This window comes from Nocardioides panacis, assembly GCF_019039255.1.
Lineage (GTDB): Bacteria > Actinomycetota > Actinomycetes > Propionibacteriales > Nocardioidaceae > Nocardioides_B > Nocardioides_B panacis.
Map to the genome: position 1 here is coordinate 596,847 of NZ_CP077062.1, position 24,456 is coordinate 621,302.

At 74.2% G+C, this 24,456-nt stretch carries 19 protein-coding genes and 3 pseudogenes; 14 read left to right on the plus strand and 8 right to left on the minus strand.

The window, feature by feature from the left end:
• Positions 1-263 precede the first annotated feature (263 nt).
• Entirely contained in the window at positions 264-845 is a 582-nt protein-coding gene (locus tag KRR39_RS03015; RefSeq protein ID WP_216940686.1) for a sigma-70 family RNA polymerase sigma factor, read from the plus strand.
• A gap of 721 nt (positions 846-1,566) precedes the next feature.
• Positions 1,567-2,196: pseudogene (locus KRR39_RS25870) on the plus strand (ATP-binding protein); the annotation flags it as partial.
• A 351-nt stretch (positions 2,197-2,547) separates the two neighbouring features.
• On the opposite strand, the gene KRR39_RS03025 reads toward KRR39_RS25870, so the two are convergent.
• A complete protein-coding gene (locus KRR39_RS03025) occupies positions 2,548-4,014 on the minus strand; it encodes an AAA-type ATPase lid domain-containing protein (protein ID WP_216940687.1) in 1,467 nt (488 codons plus the stop codon).
• Between the two features lie 145 nt (positions 4,015-4,159).
• Between KRR39_RS03025 and KRR39_RS03030 the strand changes: the two genes are divergently transcribed.
• The 4 genes and pseudogenes from KRR39_RS03030 to KRR39_RS24250 all read left to right on the plus strand — a co-directional run bounded on the left by KRR39_RS03030 (position 4,160) and on the right by KRR39_RS24250 (position 7,031).
• Complete coding sequence (locus tag KRR39_RS03030; protein WP_216940688.1) at positions 4,160-5,197, plus strand: amidohydrolase family protein; 1,038 nt, start codon at positions 4,160-4,162, stop codon at positions 5,195-5,197.
• A 1-nt stretch (position 5,198) separates the two neighbouring features.
• The gene (locus KRR39_RS03035) at positions 5,199-5,999 is read left to right on the plus strand and encodes a metal-sulfur cluster assembly factor (RefSeq protein WP_216940689.1); all 801 of its coding nucleotides are present in this window, start codon (positions 5,199-5,201) and stop codon (positions 5,997-5,999) included.
• A gap of 47 nt (positions 6,000-6,046) precedes the next feature.
• A pseudogene (locus KRR39_RS24245) lies at positions 6,047-6,310 on the plus strand (alcohol dehydrogenase catalytic domain-containing protein); the annotation flags it as partial.
• Between the two features lie 91 nt (positions 6,311-6,401).
• Complete coding sequence (locus KRR39_RS24250) at positions 6,402-7,031, plus strand: zinc-binding dehydrogenase (RefSeq protein WP_254185477.1); 630 nt, start codon at positions 6,402-6,404, stop codon at positions 7,029-7,031.
• Positions 7,032-7,081: 50 nt separating this feature from the next.
• Here KRR39_RS24250 and KRR39_RS03045 read toward each other — a convergent pair whose 3' ends face one another.
• Positions 7,082-7,879, minus strand: a complete 798-nt coding sequence (locus KRR39_RS03045; RefSeq protein WP_216940690.1) for an ABC transporter permease — start codon at positions 7,877-7,879, stop codon at positions 7,082-7,084.
• Entirely contained in the window at positions 7,876-8,775 is a 900-nt protein-coding gene (locus tag KRR39_RS03050; RefSeq protein ID WP_216940691.1) for an ABC transporter ATP-binding protein, read from the minus strand. Before KRR39_RS03050 ends, KRR39_RS03045 begins: the two co-directional genes overlap by 4 nt.
• A 153-nt stretch (positions 8,776-8,928) precedes the next feature.
• Between KRR39_RS03050 and KRR39_RS03055 the strand changes: the two genes are divergently transcribed.
• Positions 8,929-9,948 (plus strand): LLM class flavin-dependent oxidoreductase, encoded by a 1,020-nt coding sequence (locus KRR39_RS03055; protein ID WP_216940692.1) that lies wholly within the window; start codon positions 8,929-8,931, stop codon positions 9,946-9,948.
• Positions 9,949-9,961: 13 nt separating this feature from the next.
• Here KRR39_RS03055 and KRR39_RS03060 read toward each other — a convergent pair whose 3' ends face one another.
• Positions 9,962-10,636, minus strand: a complete 675-nt coding sequence (locus KRR39_RS03060) for a hypothetical protein (protein WP_216940693.1) — start codon at positions 10,634-10,636, stop codon at positions 9,962-9,964.
• A 157-nt stretch (positions 10,637-10,793) separates the two neighbouring features.
• Between KRR39_RS03060 and KRR39_RS03065 the strand changes: the two genes are divergently transcribed.
• The 6 genes from KRR39_RS03065 to KRR39_RS03090 all read left to right on the plus strand — a co-directional run bounded on the left by KRR39_RS03065 (position 10,794) and on the right by KRR39_RS03090 (position 16,602).
• On the plus strand, positions 10,794-11,147 hold the full coding sequence (locus tag KRR39_RS03065) for an STAS domain-containing protein (RefSeq protein WP_216940694.1): 354 nt from the start codon (positions 10,794-10,796) through the stop codon (positions 11,145-11,147).
• A gap of 93 nt (positions 11,148-11,240) precedes the next feature.
• Positions 11,241-12,389 (plus strand): glycosyltransferase family 4 protein, encoded by a 1,149-nt coding sequence (locus KRR39_RS03070; RefSeq protein WP_216940695.1) that lies wholly within the window; start codon positions 11,241-11,243, stop codon positions 12,387-12,389.
• On the plus strand, positions 12,386-13,234 hold the full coding sequence (locus KRR39_RS03075) for an SGNH/GDSL hydrolase family protein (RefSeq protein ID WP_216940696.1): 849 nt from the start codon (positions 12,386-12,388) through the stop codon (positions 13,232-13,234). Before KRR39_RS03070 ends, KRR39_RS03075 begins: the two co-directional genes overlap by 4 nt.
• A 45-nt stretch (positions 13,235-13,279) precedes the next feature.
• The gene (locus KRR39_RS03080) at positions 13,280-13,720 is read left to right on the plus strand and encodes an SRPBCC family protein (RefSeq protein WP_216940697.1); all 441 of its coding nucleotides are present in this window, start codon (positions 13,280-13,282) and stop codon (positions 13,718-13,720) included.
• The gene (locus tag KRR39_RS03085; RefSeq protein ID WP_216940698.1) at positions 13,717-15,327 is read left to right on the plus strand and encodes a phytoene desaturase family protein; all 1,611 of its coding nucleotides are present in this window, start codon (positions 13,717-13,719) and stop codon (positions 15,325-15,327) included. The genes KRR39_RS03080 and KRR39_RS03085 overlap by 4 nt, the downstream gene beginning before the upstream one ends.
• A 93-nt stretch (positions 15,328-15,420) precedes the next feature.
• A complete protein-coding gene (locus KRR39_RS03090; protein ID WP_216940699.1) occupies positions 15,421-16,602 on the plus strand; it encodes an alcohol dehydrogenase catalytic domain-containing protein in 1,182 nt (393 codons plus the stop codon).
• 3 nt (positions 16,603-16,605) lie between these two features.
• Here the strand turns inward: KRR39_RS03090 and KRR39_RS03095 are convergent, their stop codons facing one another.
• Positions 16,606-19,032, minus strand: coding sequence for a phosphoketolase family protein (locus KRR39_RS03095; RefSeq protein WP_216940700.1), 2,427 nt, complete (start codon positions 19,030-19,032; stop codon positions 16,606-16,608).
• 146 nt (positions 19,033-19,178) lie between these two features.
• Here KRR39_RS03095 and KRR39_RS03100 point away from each other — a divergent pair, with 146 nt between their 5' ends.
• Positions 19,179-19,907, plus strand: coding sequence for a hypothetical protein (locus KRR39_RS03100; RefSeq protein ID WP_216940701.1), 729 nt, complete (start codon positions 19,179-19,181; stop codon positions 19,905-19,907).
• A gap of 230 nt (positions 19,908-20,137) precedes the next feature.
• Here KRR39_RS03100 and KRR39_RS25875 read toward each other — a convergent pair whose 3' ends face one another.
• The 3 genes and pseudogenes from KRR39_RS25875 to cydB all read right to left on the minus strand — a co-directional run bounded on the left by KRR39_RS25875 (position 20,138) and on the right by cydB (position 24,448).
• Positions 20,138-21,169 (minus strand): amino acid ABC transporter ATP-binding/permease protein, encoded by a 1,032-nt coding sequence (locus KRR39_RS25875; protein ID WP_367303776.1) that lies wholly within the window; start codon positions 21,167-21,169, stop codon positions 20,138-20,140.
• A 697-nt stretch (positions 21,170-21,866) separates the two neighbouring features.
• A pseudogene (cydD, locus tag KRR39_RS24260) lies at positions 21,867-23,447 on the minus strand (thiol reductant ABC exporter subunit CydD); the annotation flags it as partial.
• Entirely contained in the window at positions 23,444-24,448 is a 1,005-nt protein-coding gene (gene cydB, locus KRR39_RS03110) for a cytochrome d ubiquinol oxidase subunit II (RefSeq protein WP_216940702.1), read from the minus strand. The pseudogene cydD and the gene cydB, both read right to left, overlap by 4 nt.
• Between the last annotated feature and the right edge of the window lie 8 nt (positions 24,449-24,456).

Here is a 24,456-nt window from a genome sequence, read left to right on the forward strand (position 1 = left end):
CCGCCCAGCGGGCCACGTGGATGGGACGGGGACGTCGACCGAAGAGGGCGGCCAGGGGGGGCCGCCACGAGTGCGCGGATCACGTAGAGAAGCCTAGGAGCATCAGGCGCGTGCCACCAGTGCCACGCGCTGTATGGGGGATGAACTCCTGGGTGCCCGGGGGGCCTCGGGCGCGGATCCGCGCACTCGCCGACCCATCTGCCGTCGTGGGTGTGGCGAACCCGGGGTGACAGCCTGCCCCGCCGGACGGAGTTCACCCCGCCATGTCCGCCCTGTCCGCCCTGCCCCTGGAGCTGCTGGTGCGCCGGGTCGCCCAGCACGACGTCGAGGCCTTCTCGGAGGTGTACGACGAGCTCTCGGCCTCGGTCCTCAGGGCCGCCCTGCGGGTCACCCAGGACCACGGCCTGGCCGAGGACGTGACCCAGGAGGTCTTCGCGTGGCTGTGGCGCGAGGCCGACCGGTTCGACGGCTCCCAGGGCTCGGTCCGGGCCTGGGTGCACACGGTCGCTCGGCGCCGGGCCATCGACTGCGTGCGCCGCGAGGACACCTGGCGGCGGCGCGGCCAGCTGGAGGCTCCCGGCCCGCACGACCACGTGATCGACGCGGTGCTCGCCGCACAGAGCCACGAGCACCTGCGCCAGGTGATGACCGTGCTCACCGCGCGGCAGCAGGAGGCGATCACCCTGGCCTACTTCGGCGACCGGTCCTACGGGCAGGTCGCCGACCAGCTCGACGTGACCCTCACCGCGCTCAAGGCGCGGATCCGTGCCGGGCTGGCCCGCATGCGTCACCAGCTGCTCACCGACGGGGACGGGCCGGCCGGCGGGTCGGCACGGGGCTACTGAACGGTCCGGGAGACGTCCTCGTCGAGGACCACCGACCAGGCCATCTGCTCCTCGAGCGTGGGCACCGTGGTCGCCTGCTCCGGAGCGTTCTCCGGTCGTGTGATCGTCCGCATGACACTCATGTGTCCCGCTGCGGCCCCGGTGAATCACCCGGCGGCTGAATTTATCCGAAGAACCTTCCGGCCCGGGTCGCCGACGGGGGTCTTCCGGGGCTCGGGGCCGCGCCCTACGGTGGGTCTCCGGCGGCACGGGGGACGAGACGGGGGTGGTCGCGGTGGACGTGGGCGACGGTGACGAGCGGCTGCGGCTGTCCGACGTGGGCAGGCTCGCCCGGGGCGTACGACGCCGCGTGGTCGGTGCGGCGCGGGCCGCGGACCGGCCCACCTTCCCCCAGCTGATCACCGCGCACCTGGAGGCGGCGCTGGGTGACCTGGAGGTGGTCGAGGACTCCTGGCCGCCCTACGAGCTGGTCAACGTGCAGACCGGGCTGGACGTCTGGCTGGCGTCCGGGGACCGCTCGCACCGCCTGGTCGGCATGGTCAACCACCAGCACCGGCAGTTCGGTCTGGGGGACCTGCTGCAGAGGGAGCCCTTCGGGCACGGCCCGGCCCCGGGCAACGTCTCCTGGACCAGTCTCGCGGCCGGCCCCGACGGGCAGGTGAAGCAGGCGGTGCGCGCCGGGGTCTACCTCGTCCTCGACGGCGACGCCCGGCTCGCGGTGATGGTGCTGACCGCCGACCCGGACAGCGGGCGCGGTCAGGTCCAGGTGCACGTGGTCGCGGACCGGCCGGGCGTGGCGGCGGCGGCCGCCGCGGAGATCCGCCGGCTGGCGCTGGTGCACAACGTGTTCCGTGGGCAGGTGATCTCCTTCGGCCACGACCTGTTCGGGGACCGCGACGCGGCGCTGCGGTTCCACCGCCGGCCGCGCCTGAGCGGCAGCGACGTGATCCTGCCGCCGGAGACGCTGGCCGCGATCCGCCGCCAGGTGGTCGGCGTCGCGGAGCACCGCGAGCGGCTGCTGGCCGCCCGCCAGCACCTCAAGCGGGGGCTGCTCCTGTACGGGCCGCCCGGCGTCGGCAAGACGCACTCGGTGCGCTACCTCGTCAGCCAGCTCGCGGGCGTCACGATCGTCGAGCTCACCGGGGCCTCCCTGCATCTGGTCGGCGCGGCCTGCTCGGTCGCCCGGGCCCTGCAGCCGGCGATGGTCGTGGTCGAGGACGTCGACCTGATCGCGGAGGACCGGGGCAGGTATCCCGGCGAGCACCCGCTGCTCTTCCAGCTGCTCAACGAGATGGACGGGCTGGCCGAGGACGCCGACGTGGTCTTCCTGCTCACCACCAACCGCGCCGACCTGCTCGAGCCGGCCCTGGCCGCGCGCCCCGGGCGCGTCGACCAGGCGGTCGCGCTCGGGCTCCCCGACGCCGCCGCCCGGCGGCAGCTGTTCGAGCTCTACCGCGGGGACCTCGAGGTCGACGCCGGCCGGCTCGACGCGGTGCTCGAGCGCACCGACGGCGTCACCGCGTCCTTCCTCAAGGAGCTGCTGCGCCGGGCGGCGCTGGTCGCGGCGACCTCGACGGCCGGCGGCCCCCCTCAGGGTCGGTGCAGACCACCTCGACGCGGCGCTGGACGAGCTGCTGGACACCCGCAACGCGATGACGCGGGTGCTGCTGGGCGGCCGGAGCGAGGCCGGCCGCACCGACCCCTAGCGACCGGGGATGCGGACGTCGTACTGCGCGATCTTGCGGTAGACCGTCGCCCGGCTGATCCCGAGCTCCGCCGCGGCGTCCTTCGCCGTCGCGCCCGGCCGGGTCAGCGCCCGCACGAGCATCTCGCGCTCGAAGGCCTCGACGGGCCCGAGCCGGTGCCGGGAGCCCGAGAGGATCTCCGCCGGCAGCTGGCGCACGTCGATCGTGTCGCCGCGCGAGACCGCCTCCCGGACCACCCGGGCGAGCTGGTCGGCGTTGCCGGGCCAGGAGTAGCCGCGCAGCGCCCGAGCCGCCGCGGGCGTGATCGGCACGTCGCGGCCGCGGGCCCGCCGGGCGAGGTGCTCGGCCAGCAGGGGCACGTCGTCCGGCCGCTCCCGCAGCGGCGGGACCTGCACGACGGTGTCCACCAGCGGGGCCAGCGGGCCGGGCAGGGCGAGGAGCTCCTCGGCGGTCAGGGACAGCGCGAGCGGCACCGCCCCGAGGTGCTGGGTGCGGACCAGGTCGCCGAGCCGCCCGGCCGCCCAGGCCGGGAGGTGGTCGACGTCGCGGACCACGACCCCGGTGTCCGGCTTGCCGAGCTCGGGCCCCCACAGCGACAGCCAGGCCTCGACGTCCTGCGGGGCCGGGCAGGTCGCGCTGAGGATCCGGTCCCGTGGGTGCACGCGCCGGTGCGCGAGGGCCAGCAGCGTCGCCCGCCCGGAGCCGGGCTCGCCGACCGCCGCGACCACCCGGCCGGCGCTCATCGCCCGCTCGGCCTGCGCGAGCGCGTCGGCCCAGGCCGGGGACAGGTCGCGCAGCGCCCCGGCGCCGGGCTCGAGGTGCGCGGAGCGGACCCGGAAGACCTCGCCGCGCGACGCCGGCCGGGCGGACCGGCCGCGGGAGCGGGCCAGCATCAGCGCGGCGGTGTTGCCGGCCGCGGACTGGGCCAGCGCGAGCAGCAGCCGGTCCGACGAGCGCGACCAGGTGGTGAGGTTCACCGCGCCTTCGAGGCGGCCGCTCACCGGGTCGAAGACCGGGACCGCCGCACAGGTGTAGGTGCACAGGCTGGCGCTGTAGTGCTCGTCGGCGCGCACCACGCTGGCGGTGCGGTCGGCCAGCGCGAGACCGAGCCCGTTGGTGCCCGCGTCCCGCTCGGAGAAGGCGAACCCGGGCGCCAGGTGGACCGCGTCGAGGGCGGTGAGCAGGCTGGTGTCGCCGCTGAGCCGGCTGAGCACCAGCCCGTCGCTGTCGGTGAGCATCAGGCTGACCGGCTCGTCCATCAGGGTCGCGTGCAGGCCGGTGAGCACCTCGTTGCCGCACTGCACGAACAGCGACTCCTCGACCCCGGTGCCGGCGAACACCGGCTCGACGGTCTCGAGGGAGACGCCGTAGTCCTCGCTGCGCTGCCAGGACGCGAGCAGCCGCGAGGGCACCTCGGCGCCGTGCCCGTCGCGCGCCCGACGTGGAAGTCGCCCCTCCGCCATCGCGGTCCCTCCGTCCAGATGTCTCCGACGCTACCTCGCCGGGGTGTCGCAAAGTGAGACACGGAGGGTCCCCGGACGCGCCGTCGCGTTCCTACAGTCGGCAACGACGTGTGACGCCAGTCACCCGGAACGGAGACGACCGCAGATGTACACCAAGGACGGCGAGAAGTACTTCATCGTGGACGCGCACGTCGCGCTCTGGGACGCCCGGCCCGAGAACCAGCGCAACATCCACGGCAAGCAGTTCATCGACTGCTTCTACGACTACCACCGCAACCTCAGCCCGGAGTCCGAGGTGTGGACCTACGAGGAGTACCTCTACCAGGGCGGCGAGCGGTTGATGAAGGACCTCTTCACCGACGGGTACGTCGACCACGCGATCTTCCAGCCGGCGTACCTCGGCGAGTTCTACCACTCCGGGTTCGGCCAGTCCGAGGAGGCGTCGGCGCTCGCCGAGGCGCACCCGGACAAGCTGACCTACAACCACAACTTCGACCCGCGCAACGGCGAGCAGGGCCTCGAGCAGCTGCACGCCGACGCCGAGCGGTTCGGCCTCAAGGGCGTCAAGCTCTACACCGCCGAGTGGCACGGGGAGTCCCGCGGCTGGAAGCTCGACGACCCGTGGGCGCGGCGCTACTTCGAGGCCTGCCGCGAGCTCGGCATCACCAACATCCACGTCCACAAGGGCCCGACGATCCGACCGCTGGACCGCGACGCGTTCGACGTCGCCGACATCGACCACGTCGCCTCGGACTTCACCGACCTGAACTTCATCGTGGAGCACTGCGGGCTGCCCCGGCTGGAGGACTTCTGCTGGATCGCGACCCAGGAGCCCAACGTGCACGCGGGTCTCGCGGTCGCGATGCCGTTCATCCACACGCGCCCGAAGTACTTCGGGCAGATCCTCGGCGAGCTGCTCTACTGGGTCGGCGAGGACCGGATCCAGTTCTCCAGCGACTACGCGATCTGGACCCCGCGCTGGCTGGTGGAGAGGTTCGTGGACTTCCAGATCCCCGACGAGCTCACGGAGTACGCCCCGGTCACCACCGCGCAGAAGAAGAAGATCCTCGGCCTGAACGCCGCGAAGATGTACGGCATCGACGTGCCCGCCGAGCTGCGGCTGCCGGACGCGGACGAGCCGGCCACCGGTCCCCGGGGCGCCGACGAGCTCTCGGCGGTCTGAGATGACGATCGCGCCGGAGCGGTCCCGCACCGCGGGCCGCGAGCCCGACGTACGGCGGGCGCTGGACGGCGTCGCGGACCCGGAGCTGGACGAGCCGATCACGGACCTGGGGTTCGTGCGCTCGGTCGCGGTGGCCGACGACGGCACCGTCGAGGTGCACCTGCGGCTGCCCACGTCGTTCTGCTCGCCGAGCTTCGCCTACCTGATGGCCGGCGACGCCAAGGACGCCGTCAGCGCTCTGCCCTGGGTCACCCGCGCGGTCGTCCAGCTCGACGACCACCACGACTCCGAGCTGATCAACCGCGGGCTGGCGGCGGACGCGGGCTACCTCGGCACGTTCGGGAACGAGGCCGAGAGCGACCTCGACGGGCTGCGGGAGACGTTCCGCCGCAAGGCGCACACCGCGGCGATGGAGCGGTCCCTGACCGGGCTGCTGCGCGCCGACCCGGACCTGGCGGAGACCGCGCTCGGCACCATGACGCTCGCCGACCTGCCCGCCGGCGACCGGTTCACCGCGGCGCTCCTGCAGCGCCGCGCCGCGCTGGGTCTGCCGGAGGACCCGTCCGCGCTGGTGCTCGTCGACGAGCACGGGCAGGGGTACCCGCCGCACGAGGTGCCGCTGCGGCTGCGCCGGGCCCGCTCGACGCGGATCTCCATCGACGGCAACGCGCACTTCTGCCGGGGCCTGCTCCGGACCCGCTACCCCGGCTCGGAGTCCGACCAGGCCGCGCGTCCCGAGGGCGCCGAGGCCACCGAACCGACCTTCATCCCGCTGTCCGACCTCCAGGAGCACCCCCGATGAGCACGATGCGAGCCGTCCAGGTGGTGGGCTACCACCAGAACCTCGAGATGACCGAGGTGCCGGTGCCCGAGGCCACCGGCCCCTGGGACGTGATCGTGCGGATCGGCGGGGCCGGGGTGTGCCGCACCGACCTGCACATCCTCGAGGGCCAGTGGGCCGAGAAGTCCGGGGTGGCGCTGCCCTACACGATCGGGCACGAGAACGCCGGCTGGGTGCACGCGGTCGGCGCCGGCGTCACCAACGTCTCCGAGGGGGACAAGGTGATCGTGCACCCGCTGATCACCTGCGGCCTGTGCCGCGCCTGCCGCTCGGGCGACGACGTGCACTGCGAGTCCAGCCAGTTCCCGGGCATCGACACCGACGGGGGGCTACGCGGAGTACCTCCGGACCTCGGCCCGCAGCGTGGTCCGGATCGACGACTCCCTGGAGCCCTCCGACGTCGCGGCGCTCGCCGACGCCGGCCTGACGGCCTACCACGCGGCGGCCAAGGCCGCCCGCCGGCTGGGGCCCCGGGACCGCGCCGTGGTGATCGGCGCCGGCGGCCTCGGGCACATCGGCATCCAGGTCCTCAAGGCCCTCACGTCCGCGGAGCTGATCGTCGTGGACCGCAACGCGGACGCGGTGGAGCTGGCCCGCACGATCGGCGCCGACCACGGCGTGGTCGCCGACGGCAACCACGTCGAGCAGGTCCTCGAGCTGACCGGCGGCCACGGTGCCGAGGTGGTCGTGGACTTCGTGGGGGAGGGCGGCGCGACCGCCGAGGGGGTGCGGATGCTCCGGCAGGCCGGGGACTACCACGTCGTCGGGTACGGCGAGAACATCGACGTCCCGACGATCGACATCATCTCCACGGAGATCAGCTTCGTCGGCAACCTGGTGGGCAGCTACAACGACCTGTGCGACCTGATGGTGCTGGCCGCCCGGGGCCAGGTGAAGCTGCACACGGCGAAGTACGCGCTCGACGGCTTCCAGACCGCGATCGACGACCTGGACGCCGGCCGGGTCCGCGGACGGGCGATCCTGCAGCCCTGACCCGGGGCGATCGGTCCGGGGACCGACCGCCTCGCGGGGGGCGGAACGCCCTACTTCACCTCGGAGCGCATCACCAGGACGAGCCCGGCGGTGAGCGGGGCCAGCAGCCAGACCGTGCCGGCTACCGCGAGGTGCGCCCACTCGGTGCCGGTCATCGAGCCGTTGAACAGCGCGCCCTGCGCGAAGCTGAAGTCCACCCACGGCTGCAGGTCGCGGAACCAGCCCTGCGTGGCCGCGAGCAGTCCGGTCAGCGGGGGCAGCACCAGGGAGTAGACGAAGTAGGCCACGATCGCGCCGGAGGAGTTCCGGACCAGCACGCCGAGCATGAAGCCGATCAGCAGGCCCAGGACGTTGCCGAGGACGATGTAGGCCAGGTCGGTGAGGGACGCGTCCCAGACCCGGGGCGTGCCGGTGACCGCCGTACCCAGCAGGTTGCCCAGGGCGCCGACCCCGAACGCGACGAGCATCGAGACGACCCCGACCGACACGGCGCAGACCAGCTTCGCGCCGATCACCCGGCCACGGTGCGGGACCAGCGTGAAGGTGGTCAGGCCGCTGCGCTGGCTCCACTCGCTGGTGACCGACAGGATCGCGATCATCGGCAGGATCACCGCCATCGGGAAGCCGATCGCGGCGGCGAACGTGGAGTAGGTCAGCTCGGAGTCCGGGGCGAACGCGATGACCGCGCCGGTGGCGAGCAGCGAGGCGATCACGATGCTCGCCATCAGCCAGAAGCCGGAGCGGGTGTCGAACATCTTGCGGAGCTCGACGGAGACCACGCGGGTCATCGGGACGGACCGGGGGACCGCCCGGGCCTGCGGGACGTTCTCGACTGCCAGGGCGCTCATGCTGCTGCTCCTTCTCGTTGGGTGTCCGCGGTGAGCTCGAGGAACATCTCCTCGAGCCCGGCGCCGTCTGCGTTGCGCAGCTCGGTGAGCGGGACGCCGCCCGCCAGGGCGACCTCGCCGACCCGGTCGGGGGCCGCCTCGGTGCGCAGCGACCCGTCGCCGGCCGCCGTCGCGACGATCCCGGCGCCGGCGAGCACCCGCCCGAGCCGGTCGAGGTCGGTGGCGCGGACCAGCGTGCCCGCGGTGTGCAGCAGCTCGGCCTTGGTGCCCTGCGCGACGATCCGGCCGTTGCCGATCACCACGATGTCGTCGGCGACGACCTCGATCTCGTGCAGCAGGTGCGAGGAGAGCAGGACGGTCCCGCCCCGGTTCGCGAAGTCGCGCAGCAGGTCGCGCATCCAGCGGATGCCGCCGGGGTCGAGCCCGTTGGCGGGCTCGTCGAGGATCAGCACGCCGGGGTCGCCGATCAGGGCGGTCCCGATCCCGAGCCGCTGCCGCATGCCGAGGGAGTAGTTGCGGACCCGGCGCTCGGACTCGGTGCGGGTGAGCCCGACGAGGTCCAGCATCTCCTCGACCCGGCCGGACGGGAGGCCCATCGTGCGCTGGGCGAGGGTGAGGATCTCGCGGCCGGTGCGCCCGGCGTGCTGCGCCGAGGCGTCGAGCAGGACACCGACCTCGACGCCCGGGTTGGGCAGGTCGGGGAACCGCTGCCCGTTGACGGTGGCGGAGCCGGAGGTGGGCGGGGTCAGGGCGACCATGATCCGCAGGGTCGTCGACTTGCCGGCGCCGTTGGGACCGAGGAAGCCGGTGACGCGCCCGGTCCTGGCCGTGAAGGAGATGTCGTCGACGGCGGTGGTGGCGCCGTACTTCTTGGTGAGGTTCTCGACCTTGATCATGCCGAGAAGCCTGGCCCGGCGAGGGACCCCGGCACATCAGGGAAGCCGCTGAACCGACCCCCACCCGGACCCCGGGGCCGGTCTCAGGGTCGGGGCCGGGGATCGGGGGCCGGATAGGCTCGGCGGGACCGTCGCAGACCAGGAGGAACCGCCGTGCCCGACCGCTCGACACCGCTGTCCCGGCTGGGGTTCCTGACCATCGGGCTGTTCGACGGCGACGACCCCGGGCCCGGCCACGAGTCGACGCTGGCGATCATCGAGCTGGGGGAGCGGCTGGGGTTCGACAGCGCGTGGCTGCGCCACCGGCACCTCCAGCACGGCATCTCCTCGCCGGTCGCCGTGCTGGCCGCCGCCACCCAGCGGACCCGCCGCATCGAGCTGGGCACCGCGGTCATCCCGGTGGGCTGGGAGAACCCGTTGCGGCTGGCGGAGGACCTGGCCACGGTCGACCTGCTCTCCGGCGGACGGCTCAACCCGGGGGTCAGCATCGGTCCGCCGATGCGCTGGGAGGACGTGCGCGAGGCGCTCTACCCGGACACCGCGGACGCCGAGGACTTCGGCTACAGCCGCGTCGAGCGACTGCTGCGGATGCTCGAGGGCGAGGCGGTGACGGGCTTCAGCGGGCAGGTCGGCATCGAGACCTTCTCCGACCGCGTGCAGCCGCACTCCCCGGGCCTCGCCGACCGGCTCTGGTACGGCGGCGCGAGCCTGCGCTCGGCGCAGTGGGCCGGCGAGCAGGGCCTGAACCTGCTGACCAGCAGCGTGGTCAAGGCCGAGGCGGGCGAGGAGTTCGACGCGATCCAGCGGTCGCACGTGCGCACGTTCCGCGCCCACCACCCGGCCGGCGGGCGGGCCCGCGTGTCGCAGGGCCTCGTGGTGGTGCCGACCGACACCGCGTCGGCGGCGCAGCGCGCGAAGTACGAGGAGTACGCCGCCTCCCGGCTGGCCCGCACGGCCACGCCGCAGGGGCCCGCCCGGCTGCTGTTCGCCCCGGACCTGGTCGGCACGTCGGAGGAGATCGCCGACCGGCTCTACGCGCGGGCCGCGTTCCGGGAGGTCGACGAGGTGGCGTTCGCGCTGCCGTTCACCTTCGACCACGACGACTACGTGCAGATCCTCACCGACATGGCGACCCGGCTCGGTCCCGCCCTCGGCTGGGCGCCGCGCGGCTGACGGTCCGGACGGGTCAGAGCCCGCCGTAGCCGATGCCGCCGCTGTCGGTGCCGTGCTGGTGGTGACCGGACTCGAGGACGGCCGCGTTGAAGTAGTTCTCGCCGTAGGGCAGGTAGGCGACACCCGCCTCCCAGTACGGCGCCAGCGTCGAGCCCACCCGGATCTGGCGGACCGGGGGCGACTCGCCGCGGGCCACGCGGGCGGCGTCCTGCGCGCAGGCCGGGACGGTCCGGGTGCCGCGGACCGCGGAGGTCCACACCACGTCGCGGACCGACGGGCCGTGCTGGGGGTTGAAGAAGCACGGCACCCGCAGCTCGGGCACCGGTCGTCCCGCGAGCCGCGCCTCCACGCACGCCAGCGCGTAGCGCCCGGTCGACAGGGTGTCCACGACCGTGCTCACCGCGTCCGCGCTGCGCAGCCGTGGCACGGCACGCTTCGCGGACTCGTAGGCGTCCAACGCGCTCTGGTAGGCCAGCCGGGTCGCGGGGTCCATCGCCCCGACCGGCGCCTCGACCCGCTGGAGCTGCTCACCGAGCAGCGTGGTGTCCTCGTCGGCCATCGCCTGCGCGGCCAGCAGCTCCTCGTCGTCCGCCCGCCGGCCCCGGCGCCGTACGAGGTGCTGCCGGAGGCCCAGCAGCCCGCCCGTGCCGGCACCCGCGGCCAGCAGCGCGCCGATCAGCCACTCCATGGCCGTCCCCCTCCGTCGGTCCGCGCACTGTGCCACGCGGACCCCCCCAGTCTCCGGCACGACGGTCCCGGAGTCCCGCACCGCCGGGGAGAACTCGTAGGATCGTGCGGGGCGACGAGGCCGGGTGAGTCCGGGGCCCTCAGACGAGAGGTGTCAGATGGACCTGAAGGTGGACAGCACGAGCGACGGCCAGGTGCTGACCCTCGTGGGTCGTGGAGAGATCGACTACGCGACCCTGGACGTCCTCGAGAACGAGCTCGACAAGGCGACCGACTCCGAGGCGGAGACCGTCGTGGTGGACATGAAGGACGTCACCTACATCGACTCCGCCGGCCTCGGCGTGCTCGTCAAGGCGCACCGGCGGATGACCTCGGAGAACCGGGCGCTGGTGCTGCGGGTGACCAGCCCCGACATCATCAAGCTGTTCGACATCACCGGCCTGGCACACCTGTTCGCGGTCGAGATGCCCTACGACGCGGACGGGCCGGAGGGCACCGCCAGCGAGTCCTGACCGCCGCGTCGGACGCCGAGACGTCCGGCGGCATTCGTCGGACACCTCCGGTGCGGTCGCCGTCCGTTCACCGCCGCTCGCGACCGTGGGGGCATGAGAGTCGCCCTGGTCAGCGAGTCCTTCCTCCCGCAGGTCAACGGCGTGACGAACACGGTGCGGCACGTCGTCGACCGGCTCGTCGCGACCGGCCACCAGGCCCTGGTCGTCGCGCCCGGTCCCGGTCCCGACCACTACGGGCCCACCCCCGTCGTCCGGGTGCGGTCGGCCACCCTGCCCGGCTACCGGTCGTTCGCGCTCGGGCTCCCCGACCGCCGGGTCGGCACCGCGCTCGCCGGGTTCCGGCCCGACCTCGTGCACCTCGCCTCGCCGGTGTCGCTGGGTGCGTGCGGCCTGCGGGCGGCGCGCCGGCTCGGCGTGCCCGCCCTGGCGGTCTACCAGACCGACCTGGCCGGCTTCGCGCACCGGTACGGCGTCCCCGTCGGCGGGCTGCTGGACGCGTGGGTCGGCGGGCTGCACCGGCGGGCCGACCGGACCCTGGTGCCGTCGGCGGCGTCCCGCGCGCAGCTCGCCGCGCTCGGTGTCGGCGGCCTGCACCTGTGGGGCCGGGGCGTGGAGCTCGCGCTGTTCGACCCGCGGCACCGCAGCGACGACCTGCACGCGCGGTGGGCGGCCGGCCCGGGCACCGGCGAACGGGTGGTGGTCGGCTACGTGGGCCGGCTCGCGGCCGAGAAGAACCTGCACCGGCTGGCCGAGGTCTCGCGGATCCCCGGCGTCGACGTGGTGGTGGTCGGCGACGGTCCGCTGCGTCACCGGCTGGAGCGGCTGCTGCCCGCGGCGACGTTCACCGGGATGCTGCGGGGACCGGAGCTGGCGCGGGCGTTCACGTCCCTGGACGTGTTCGTGCACCCGGGCGAGGACGAGACCTTCTGCCAGACCGTGCAGGAGGCGCAGGCCAGCGGCGTGCCCGTGGTGGCGGCGGGGGCGGGCGGACCGCTGGACCTGGTCGAGCACCTGGTCACCGGGCTGCTCTACGACCCGGCCGACCCGCGCTCGCTGCGCCGGTCCGTGGCGAGGCTGGCGGGGGACCCGCTGCTGCGGCGCTCGCTGGGGCGAGCCGGCCGGGCGGCCGTGCAGGGCCGGACCTGGGAGGCCCTCGTGGACCGGCTGGTCACCGAGCACTACCTGCCGCTCGCGCGGCCGTCCGTCCCGGCCGGGCCCGTCCGGCCCCGTCGCGCCGCATGACCGGGGACCTGCGCCGGGCCGGGGGGCTGCTGGTCAGCGCCTCGGCGGTCGCGTCGGTCGGTGCCTGGCAGCTGCTGCGGGCCCAGGCGCGGACCGCCCGGGCCGCGATCGGCAAGCCGCTGGGCGAGGCCGGCTTCCAGGTGGACCGCACCTACCAGCGCTCACGCGGCCGGCCGCTCACCCTGCTGGTGCTCGGCGACTCGATCGCGGCGGGACTGGGGGCCGACCGGCGCCGCCAGACCCTGGGGGTGCGGCTGGCCAAGGAGCTGGCCCGGGCCGCGGACCGGTCGGTGCGGCTGGTCTGCTCGGCCGAGGTCGGTGCCGAGACGTGGCAGCTGGCCTGCCAGCTCGACCGGCTGCCCGGCGACGTACGCCCGGACGTCACGGTGGTCGTGGTGGGCGGCAACGACGTGATCCACCGGGTCCGGCTCGCGGACTCCGTGCGGCACCTCGAGGTCGCGGTGCGGGCGCTGAGGGCGCGCGGCAGCCAGGTGGTCGTCGGCACCTGCCCGGACCTGGGCGCGCTGCACGCGGTCCCGCAGCCGCTGCGGCAGCTCGGCCGCCAGGCGTCGCGCCGGCTCGCGCTGGCCCAGCGCGAGGCCGTGGTGCGCTGCGACGGGTACGCCGTGTCGCTGGCGCACGTCGTCGGGCCGGTGTTCCTGTCCCGCCCCGAGGAGATGTTCGCCGCGGACCGCTTCCACCCCTCGGCGGCCGGCTACCGGCGCACCGCCCGGGCCCTGCTGCCGAGCGTGCTGGCCGGCCTCGGGCTCCTCGACGACGTGCCGGCCGGCCACCACCGCCCGGGAGCAGCGCCCGACGGGGCGGTCCGGGCGACCGCCCTGTGAGCCAGGCAGCACGTGTGCGGAGGAGCCGCCCGGGTACCGGGACGCATGGTCACCAACACACGCACCGTGCACACCACCCCGGACCAGGTCTGGGAGGTGCTCGCCGACGGCTGGCTCTACCCGCTGTGGGTCGTGGGCGCCACCCGGATCCGCGACGTGGAGCAGGCCTGGCCGGCCGTGGGCTCGAAGATCCACCACTCCGTCGGTGTCTGGCCCGCGGTCATCGACGACAACACCGAGGTGCTCGCCTGCGAGCCGGGCCGGTCGCTGCGGCTGCGGGCCCGGGGCTGGCCGCTCGGCGAGGCCGAGGTGGAGGTCCGGCTGACCGCCCAGGGCGCGGGCACGCTCGTGGAGATCTCCGAGGACGCGGTGTCCGGTCCCGGCCGGTTCGTCCCGGAGCCGTTGAAGGGCGCGTCCATCAAGGTGCGCAACGTGGAGACGCTGAAGCGGCTCGCCATGGTGGCCGAGGGGCGCACCCCCCGGTGAGCCACGACGCGGTCGTGGTCGGCGCCGGCCCGAACGGTCTCGTGGCGGCCAACCACCTGCTGGACAAGGGCTGGTCGGTGCTGGTGCTCGAGGCCGAGCCCGAGGTCGGCGGTGCGGTGCGCAGCGCCGAGGACGTCGAGCCGGGCTTCGTGCACGACACGTTCAGCGCGTTCTACCCGCTGGCCGCCGCGTCGCCCTCGATCCAGTCGTTCGAGCTCGAGAAGCACGGCCTGCGCTGGTGCCACGCGCCCGCCGTCCTCGGGCACCCGACCCCCGACGGCCGTTGGGCCCTGCTGCACCGGGACCGGGACGTCACGGCCGGCCTCATCGACCGGGACCACCCCGGTGACGGCGCCGCCTGGCTGGAGCTCTGCGAGCAGTGGGACCGGATCGGCGAGCAGCTGGTGCACGCGCTGGTCAGCCCGTTCCCGCCGGTCCGCTCGGGCCTCGCGACGCTGGCCCGGCTCCGCTCCGTGGGCGGCCTGGACTTCGTCAAGACCCTGCTCACCCCGGCGGCCGACCTGGGGGCCGGGCGGTTCGGCGGCACCGCGGCGCGGCTGCTGCTCGCCGGCAACGCCGGCCACGCCGACATCCCGCTGGACTCGCCGGGCTCCGGGCTGCTGGGCCTGCTGATGACGATGCTCGGCCAGACGGTCGGCTTCCCGGTGCCGGAGGGCGGTGCCGGCAACCTGAGCCGCGCCCTGGCCCGGCGCATCGAGAGCCTCGGCGGGGAGATCCGCTGCTCGACGCGGGTCACCCGGGTCGAGGTCGCCGCCGGTCGCGCCACCGGTGTCCGGACCGAGCACGGCGAGCGGCACCGTGCGGACCGGGCCGTGGTGGCCGACGTCGCCGCCACGCACCTGTACGGCCACCTCCTCGGCGACGACGTGCCCCGCCGTACGGCGGTCGCGATGCGCCGCTTCCAGCTGGACCCGGCGACGGTCAAGGTGGACTGGGCGCTGAGCGGCCCGGTGCCGTGGGCCGCCACCCCGGAGCACGCACCCGGCACCCTGCACGTCGCGGACTCCGTGGAGCAGATGACCGAGGCCTACGGCCAGGTCGCGGCGCACGCCGTGCCCGCCACGCCGTTCCTGCTGGCCGGCCAGATGACCACCACCGACCCGACCCGCTCACCTGCCGGGACCGAGTCGATGTGGGCCTACGCGCACGTCCCGCAGGAGGTCACCCGCGACGCCGGCGAGGAGGGCATCCGCGGCGACTGGGGGCACGACGACCTGGAGCGGTTCGCGGACCGGATGCAGGCCCGGATCGAGCGGGTGGCCCCGGGCTTCGGGTCACGCGTGGTCCGCCGCCGGATCCTCGGGCCCCACGAGCTCGAGGCCCGCAACGCCAACCTGGTCGGCGGGTCGATCAACGGCGGCACCTCGCAGCTGCACCAGGAGCTTGTGTTCCGGCCGGTGCCGGGCCTGGGTCGCGCGGAGACGCCGATCAAGGGGCTCTACCTGGGGTCGGCCTCGGCACACCCCGGTGGTGGCGTGCACGGGGCGCCGGGGATGAACGCCGCCCGGGCCGCCGTCGCGCACGCCCGCGTCGCGCGGCTGCACCCGGGCAGGCTGCTCGCCCGCGGTGACCGAGTGACCGAGTGACCGAGTGACGAGACGTTCGCGATGACTTTCGCCAACCCGGTTTGACGATTCCCTCACGGGTACCGGTCGGGTCCGACGACCTGAGGAGCGAACATGAAGGCAGTGACCTGGCACGGACGGCGCGACGTACGCGTGGAGGAGGTCCCGGACCCGATCCTCAAGGAGAGCAACGACGCGATCGTGCGGATCACCTCGAGCGGGCTCTGCGGCTCGGACCTGCACCTCTACGAGACGCTCGGCCCGTTCATGGGCCAGGGCGACGTGCTCGGCCACGAGCCGATGGGCATCGTCGAGGAGGTCGGCAAGGACCTGACCGACCTCAAGGTCGGCGACCGCGTGGTGCTGCCGTTCCAGATCTGCTGCGGCTCGTGCTGGATGTGCGACCGCGGGCTGTACACCCAGTGCGAGACGACCCAGGTCCGCGACCAGGGCATGGGGGCCGCGCTGTTCGGCTTCAGCAAGCTGTACGGCGAGGTGCCCGGCGCGCAGGCCGAGCTGCTGCGCGTGCCGCAGGCGCAGTTCATGCCGATCAAGGTCCCCGAGGGTCCCGCCGACGAGCGCTTCCTGTTCCTCTCCGACGTGCTCCCGACCGCCTGGCAGTCGGTGGCCTACGCCGACGTCCCCGACGGCGGCACCCTGCTGGTGCTCGGTCTCGGGCCCATCGGTGAGATGGCCACCCGCATCGCGCTGCACCAGGGGTTCCGGGTGATCGCGGTCGACCTGGTGCCCGAGCGGCTGGCCCGGGCACGGAGCCGCGGCGCCGAGGTCATCGACCTGAACGCGGTCGACGACGTGGCCGAGGAGGTCCGCTCCCGCACCCAGGGCCGCGGCGCCGACTCGGTCATCGACGCCGTCGGCATGGAGGCCCACGGGTCGCCGATCGCCGAGGTGGGTCAGCGGATCTTCAACGCGCTGCCCCAGAAGCTCAGCGCGCCGATCATGAGCCGGGTCGGCCTGGACCGGATGACGGCGCTGTACACCGCGATCGACGCGGTGCGCCGCGGCGGGACGGTCTCGATCATCGGCGTGTACGGCGGCCAGAGCGACCCGATGCCGGTCATGACGATGTTCGACAAGCAGATCCAGCTGCGGATGGGCCAGGCCAACGTCAAGCGCTGGGTCGACGACATCATGCCGCTGCTCGTGGACGACGCCGACCCGCTCGGCACCGAGCAGTTCGTGACCCACAGCGTGCCGTTGAGCGAGGCCCCGGCGGCCTACGACAACTTCCAGAAGAAGGCCGACGGGACGATCAAGGTCGTCTTCAAGCCCTGACCCTCACTCGGCCGGGTCGGCCGGGTCGGCCGGGTCGGCCGGCTGCCACTGCCACTCACGGATCTCCGGCAGGTCCTCGCCGTGCGCGCGGACGTGGATCCGGTGCTCGATGAGCTTGTTCTTCAGGGCTTCGCGGGCGGACCCGGAGGTGGCCTGCAGCCGGTCGACCCGGTCGATCACGTCCATGGCCAGGTTGAACCGGTCGATCTGGTTCATCACCGCCATGTCGAACGGCGTGGTCGTGGTGCCCTCCTCCTTGTAGCCACGGACGTGCAGGTTGCGGTGGTTGGTGCGCTTGTAGGTCAGCCGGTGGATCAGCCAGGGGTAGCCGTGGTAGGCGAAGATCACCGGCTTGTCCTTGGTGAACAGCGAGTCGAAGTCCGCGTCCGAGAGTCCGTGCGGGTGCTCCCTCTCGCTCTGCAGGCGCATCAGGTCCACCACGTTGACGAACCGGATCCGCAGGTCCGGGAAGAAGTCGCGCAGCAGCGCGACGGCGGCCAGCGCCTCCATGGTGGGCACGTCCCCGGCGCAGCCGACCACCACGTCCGGCTCCTGACCGTGGTCGGTGCCGGCCCAGTCCCAGATGCCGATGCCCTTGGTGGCGTGCACGACCGCCTGGTCCATCGTGAGGTACTGCAGCGCCGGCTGCTTGCCGGCCACGATCACGTTGACGTACTGCCGGCTGCGCAGGCAGTGGTCGGCCACCGACAGCAGCGTGTTCGCGTCGGCGGGCAGGTAGACCCGGATCACGCCGGCCTTCTTGTTCACCACATGGTCGATGAAGCCCGGGTCCTGGTGGGAGAACCCGTTGTGGTCCTGGCGCCACACGTGCGAGGTCAGCAGGTAGTTGAGCGAGGCGACCGGGCGTCGCCAGGGGATGCCGTTGGTGACCTTGAGCCACTTGGCGTGCTGGTTGAACATCGAGTCGACGACGTGGATGAACGCCTCGTAGCAGGAGAACAACCCGTGCCGGCCGGTGAGCAGGTAGCCCTCGAGCCAGCCCTCGACGGTGTGCTCGGAGAGGATCTCCATGATGCGGCCGTCGACGCCGAGGTGGTCGTCGTCCGGCAGGGTCTCGGCGTTCCAGGTGCGGTCGGTGACCTCGAGGACGTCCTGCAGCCGGTTGGAGCTGTTCTCGTCGGGCGAGAACAGCCGGAAGCTCGTCATGTTCGCGGCCATCACGTCGCGCAGGAAGGTGCCCAGCACCCGGGTGGACTCCACCGCGCCGGTGCCGGGCACGGCCACCTCGACGGCGTAGTCGCGGAAGTCCGGCATCCGCAGGTCGCGCAGCAGCAGCCCGCCGTTCGCGTGCGGGTTGGCGCTCATCCGGCGGTCGCCGGCGGGGTGCAGCTCCGCGACGTCCGGGACCGGTGCGCCGTCCGCGCCGAACAGCTCCTCGGGCTTGTAGCTGCGCAGCCAGCCGTCCAGGACCGCCCGGTGGGCGTCGTTGCCGCGGGCGTCCGCGAACGGCACCTGGTGGGACCGCCAGCTCCCCTCCATCCGCTTCCCGTCGACCTCCTTGGGGCCGGTCCAGCCCTTGGGGGACCGCAGCACGATCATCGGCCAGGGCGGGCGGGCGGCGGTCTTCCTCCGGCTGCCGCGGGCCTCCTGCTGGATGTCGCGGATCTCGTCGAGGCAGTGGTCGAGGGTCGCCGCGAACGCCTGGTGCATCTCGGCCGGGTCGGAGCCGGAGACGACGTACGGTGTGTGGCCGTAGCCGCGCAGCAGGGACAGCAGCTCGCTCTCGGGGATCCGGGCGAGCACCGTGGGGTTGGCGATCTTGTAGCCGTTGAGGTGCAGGATCGGGAGCACCGCGCCGTCGCGGCGCGGGTCCAGGAACTTGTTCGAGTGCCAGCTCGTCGCCAGCGGGCCGGTCTCCGCCTCGCCGTCGCCGACGACCGCCGCGACCACCAGGTCGGGGTTGTCGAACGCCGCCCCGTAGGCGTGCGAGAGGGCGTAGCCGAGCTCGCCGCCCTCGTGGATCGACCCGGGGGTCTCGGGGGCCACGTGGCTGGGGATGCCGCCGGGGAAGGAGAACTGGTGGAACAGCTTGCGCATGCCGTCGGCGTCCCGCGTGATGTCCGGGTAGACCTCGGAGTAGGTGCCCTCCAGCCAGGCGGACGCGACCAGCCCGGGACCGCCGTGCCCGGGCCCGATGACGTAGATGGTGTCCAGGTCGCGGGCCATGATCGCCCGGTTCAGGTGGGCGTAGAGGAAGTTCAGGCCGGGGGTGGTGCCCCAGTGGCCGAGCAGCCGCGGCTTGACGTGCTCGGGTGCCAGCGGCTCGCGCAGCAGCGGGTTGCCCATCAGGTAGATCTGGCCGACCGACAGGTAGTTCGCGGCCCGCCACCAGGCGTCGATGCGTCGCAGCTCGGTCTTCCCCAGGGGACGTCCGGAGATCGTGCTGGTGGTGCGGTCGGGCCTGCTCATGTCGTGCCTCTCCGCTGCCGGACGGACGACGGCAACAAGTGCTCCATCGTGGCGGTTGTCGGGTCGCCCGGGAAGGGCCGAAGTCCTGCCTGGTCCAGGACCAACGGACCCTGTCGCTCCGCCAGGTTCCGGTCCACCCTGGAACCATGAAGCCGACCGGGCCCCGGGCACGGCGGGTCCACGACCGGGTCTGGACCCTCGCGACGGGGACGCTGATCGCCGCCGGGCTGATCGCCGCGCTGCACCAGCCCGGCGCGCTGGCCTCGATCGCCCTGTTCCTGTCCGCCTCGACCATGGGCATGCTGGTCACGATCGCGTTCGAGCCCGAGGAGCTGCCCGGCGCCGATCTGCTGCGCCGGATGTTCCTGGGCGGCCTGGTGGGCGGCGGTCTGCTGGTCGCCCTGGTCGGGCTGTCGGTGACGTTCGGCCCGGCAGCCGCCTGGCCCGTCGGCCTGTGCCTGGTCACCTCACCGGACCTGCTCCGCTGGGTGCGCGTGCTGCTCGGTCGCGACGCCGTCCCCGCACCGCCCGCCCCCGCGCCGCCCCCGCCCGCCCGTCGTACGACGCGGAAGCCGGTCGCGGACCCGCCGCCGCCCGCCCCGCTGCCGGCCGACGAGGCGGAGTCGTTCGTGGTCCCGGACGTGATGGGGGACGACGACCTCTGCCGCGCCTGGTGCAGCAGCTTCGTGGCCCTGCAGCGGGCGCGGAGCGAGGAGGCCCGGATGCGGGTCGTCGGGATGCGGGCGATCTACCTCGACGAGATCGAGCGCCGGCACCCGGAGGCCTTCCAGGCCTGGCTGGCGGCCGGCGCGCGGGCCTCGCAGGACCCGCGGCGCTTCCTCGGCCGGGGACCGAACGCGCACGGTCAGGTGTGAGGGACGGCAGCCCCCCCGGCGGCGACCCAGAGCAGCCGGCCTGCTCGGCGTACATCACCGGCAGCTCGACCACCCGCCCGGTGCGACGGCCGGTCACCCGCAGACCGTTCAGCGACGGGGCGAACCAGCCGAGACAGGCATCGACCATGATCAGCGCCATCGCGGCGACCCAGCCGGCCAGGTCCGCCGCCACCCAGGCCGAGCGTCCAGCACCCGCGCGGGTACGTCGCTCAGGGCACGGCGTGCGCCGCGAGGTCGACGACCCGGTCCATCGAGTCGAGGGCGACGTCGTCGTGCGTCACCCAGACGACCGAGCGGCCCTCGGTGGCCCGGAGCACGTCGCGCGCGACGTCGTGGGCCGTGCACGCGTCGAGGTGCGCGGTGGGCTCGTCGAGCACCAGGACCGGGTGGTCGGCCAGCAGCGCCCGGGCCAGCCCGAGGCGGGCGCGCTCGCCACCGGAGACGTCCGCGTGGCCGTCGCCGACCATCGTGTGCAGGCCCTGCGGGAGCGCGTCCAGCCACGGGCCCAGGGACACCTGGCGGAGCACCCGCTCGACCTCGTCGTCGGCGCTGCCCGGCCGGGCCAGCCGGACGTTCTCGGCCACCGAGGACGCGAACACGTGCGGGTCGTCGTCGACGAGACCGACCAGCCGGTGCACGTCGTCGAGGTCCAGCTCGCGCAGGTCGGTGCCCCCGAGCCGGGCCGCGCCATGCTGCGGGTCGAGGAACCGGACCAGGGTCGCGGCCAGCGTGGACTTGCCGCAGCCGGACGGGCCGACGACGCCCACCCGGGTGCCCGCGGGCACGTCCAGGTCGAGACCGGAGAACACCGGCGCGCCCCAGCCGCCGGAGAGCCGGTGCGTGACCAGGCCCTCCGGGGCGGGGGCGGCCGGAGCAGGGGAGGCGGGACCCGTGACCGCCGGGGGCGTGTCGGCCAGCGCCGCGAGCCGGTCCGTCGCCGCCCGGGTGCGCACCGCGGTCGCGGCCGCGTCGGGGGCGACCAGCAGCACGTCGAGCAGGGCCAGGGGGGAGCAGCACCAGCGCCACGGCGGTGGCCGCCGGGAGCCGTCCCGCCGCGACCGCCGGGGCGGTGGCCGCGGCGAGCGCGGCGACCGTGAGGCCGGCCGCGACCAGGACGGCCGAGCGTCCGAGCGCGACCCGTTCCGCGGACCGTCGTACGGCCCAGGCGAGGGCGGCGCCGAGGGTGTCGACCCGGCGCACCGCCTGCGGTCCGGCCTGCCAGAGCACGAGGTCGCGGGCACCCTGGACGACCGCGACCACCTCGGTGGACAGCGCGGCCCGGTCCCGGACCAGCTCGCGCTCGGCCCGGGCCACCGAGCCGCGGACCAGCAGGGCGACGAGGAGCGTCATCGCGAGCAGCGCGGCGACCAGCGACCCGGTGACCGGGAGCAGCACCCCGCCCAGGACCGCGGCGACCGCGCCCACCCCGACCAGGGACAGCAGCGGGGAGCGCACCCGCAGCCGGTCGTCGAGCAGGGCGTCCACGTCGTCGACCACGCCGGCCAGCAGGTCGCCGCGCCGCCGGCCGAGCGCACCCGGCGTCAGCGGGACGAGCGTGTCGTAGACCTCGACCCGGCGCTCGGCGAGCATCCGCAGCGCGCTGTCGTGGCCGACCAGCCGCTCGGCGTAGCGCAGCAGCGGACGGCCGATGCCGAACGCGCGGACGGCCACGATCGCGACCGTCAGGAACAGCAGCGGCGGGTGCTCGGCGGCCCGGGTGATCAGCCAGCCGGACGTGGCGGTGAGGGCCACGCCGCAGCAGGAGGCGAGCACGCCGAGCAGCACCGACCAGCGCCACCGTCCCGCCCCCGAGGTCCCCCGGGCAGCGGGCTGCTCGTCCGGCACGGGGCGTGCCGGGACCGGGACGGGGACCCTCGGAGCGGGCCTGGGGGCGTCGGCGGCCACCCCGCGGGCGGCGGCCGGCCGCAGCCGCAGCACCCGGTCGGCCGCCTCCACCAGGCGCGGCGCGTGCGTGACGGCCACCACGGTGGAAGTCCGGGCGAGCCAGGTCAGGGTGTCCACCACCACCTGCTCGGTGGCGGGGTCGAGGTGCGCGGACGGCTCGTCGACGAGGACCAGCGGCCGGCGGGCGAGCACCGCCCGGGCCAGGGCCAGCCGGGCACGCTGGCCTCCGGAGAAGCGGGCCCCGTCCTCCCCGGCCGCGGCGTCCAGGCCCCCGGGCAGACCGGCCACCAGGCCGTCCAGGTCGACCCGGGCGAGGGCCGCCCAGAGGTCGGCGTCGGTGGCGCCCGGCCGGGCGACCAGCAGCAGGTCGCGGACCGTGCCGCCCTCCAGCCACGGACGCTGCGGCACCCAGGCCACCTGGCGACGGGCCGCGTCGGTGCCCCGTCCGGTCTCGGGCGCCAGCTCGCCGGCGAGCACGGCGAGCAGCGTGGACTTGCCGCACCCGGACGGTCCGGTCACCGCGACCAGGCCGCGTGCGGGCAGGACGGTCTCGCCGGGCAGGTCCAGGGCGGGGACGCGGCGGCCGGGGCGCAGGACCCGCAGGTCGTGCAGGGTGAGCCCGGACCAGGCGGGGGGCTCCTCGGCGGCGTCGGGCGCGGCCGCGGGGACGTCGTCGAACAGGTCCTGGGCCGCGGTGAGCGTGGCGGTGCCCTCGGCCGCGGCGTGGAACTCGGCGCCCACCCGGCGCAGCGGCCAGTACGCCTCGGGCGCCAGCAGCAGCACCACGAGCGCCGTACCCAGGTCCAGGGAGCCGCCGGCCAGCCGCACGCCGACCGTGACCGCGACCAGGGCGACCGACAAGGTGGCGACCAGCTCGAGCACGGCGGAGGAGGCGAACGCGAGCCGCAGGGTGGCCAGCGTGGCCCGGCGGTGCTCGTCGGTGACCCGCCGGATGGTGCCGGACTGGGCCCGGGCCCGACGGTGCACGACGAGCGTGGGCAGCCCGCGCACCACGTCCACGAAGTGCCCGGCCAGGCTGCCGAGGCTCCGCCACTGCTGCTCGGCGCGGTCGCGGGTGGCCAGCCCGACCAGTGCCGCGAACACCGGCACCAGCGGCAGCGTGGCCACCACGATCGCCGCGGACAGCAGGTCCTGGGAGCCGATCGCCACCAGGGTCAGCGGCGGCAGCACGAGCGCGACGACCAGCGCCGGCAGGTAGCGGGTCAGGTAGGGGTCCACGGCGCCCACGCCACGGGTGACCAGCAGCGCCAGCTCGCCACCGCGCTGCTGCGAGAGACGGTCCGCCGGCAGGTCCAGGACCGCTCCCACCAGCCGGCGGCGCAGGTGCGAGGTCACCGTCGACGACGCGCGCGCCGCGCACCGGTCGGCGACGTACGACGCCAGCGCGCGGGCCGCGACGACCAGGACCGCCAGCGCCGCGGCGAGCGGCACCCGGTCGACCTGGCCGTGCGCGACGACGACCAGCAGGTGCGCCACCGCGAACGCCTGGGCGACCAGCAGGCCGCCGCCGACGAGCTGCGCGGCCACCACCCCGGTCAGCGACGGGGAGGCCGGCCCGAGCAGCGGCAGCAGCCGTGGGTCGAGCGGCCTCATCCGACGGGCACCGGGATGTGGTGCGTGGCGATGCGCTGCCGGAACACCCAGTAGGTCCAGCCCTGGTAGAGCAGCACGAGCGGGGTGAACACCGCCGCGACCCAGGTCATCACGGTCAGCGTGTAGTCCGTCGCCGAGGCGTTGGTGGTGGTCAGGGACCAGGCGGGGTTCGTCGAGGACGGCATCACGTCGGGGAACAGCGCCGCGAACAGGCCCGCGACCGCGAGACCGATCGTGAGCATCGTCGCGACGAACGCCCAGCCCTCCCGGCCGAGCCGCGCCGCGACCAGCCCGGCGACGAGCGCGGCGGCGGCGACCAGGAACAGCACGGCCGAGGCGACGCTGCCGGTGAGCGCCTGGGTCCACGCCAGGAACGCCACGGCGGCCACCGCCGCCGCGGCACCCAGCCGCACGGACAGCTCCCCGGCCCGGTGCCGGATCTCGCCGTCGGTCTTGAGGGACAGGAAGTTCGCGCCGTGCGTGAGGAACAGCAGGGTCGTGGTCACGCCCCCGAGGAGGGCGTAGGGGTTCAGCAGCGTGAACAGGTTCCCGGTGAACTCCTTGTCCGCGTCGATGGGCACGCCGCGCACGATGTTCGCGAACGCCACGCCCCACAGCAGCGCGGGCACGAACGAGCCGACCACCAGCAGCACGTCCCAGCGCCGCCGCCAGTCGTCGTCGTCGCGCTTGGAGCGGTACTCGAACCCCAGGTTGCGCACGATCAGGGCGAGGAGGATCAGCAGCAGCGGCAGGTAGAACCCGCTGAACAGCGTGGCGTACCACTCCGGGAACGCGGCGAACGTCGCCCCACCGGCGACCAGCACCCACACCTCGTTGCCGTCCCAGACCGGGCCGACGGTGTTGATCATCACCCGGCGCTCGGTGTCGTTGCGGGCCAGCACCGGCAGCAGCATGCCGACCCCGAAGTCGAAGCCCTCCAGGCAGAAGTAGCCGATCCACAGCACGGCGATCAGGCCGAACCAGACAGTGGTCAGTTCCATCGCGTTCT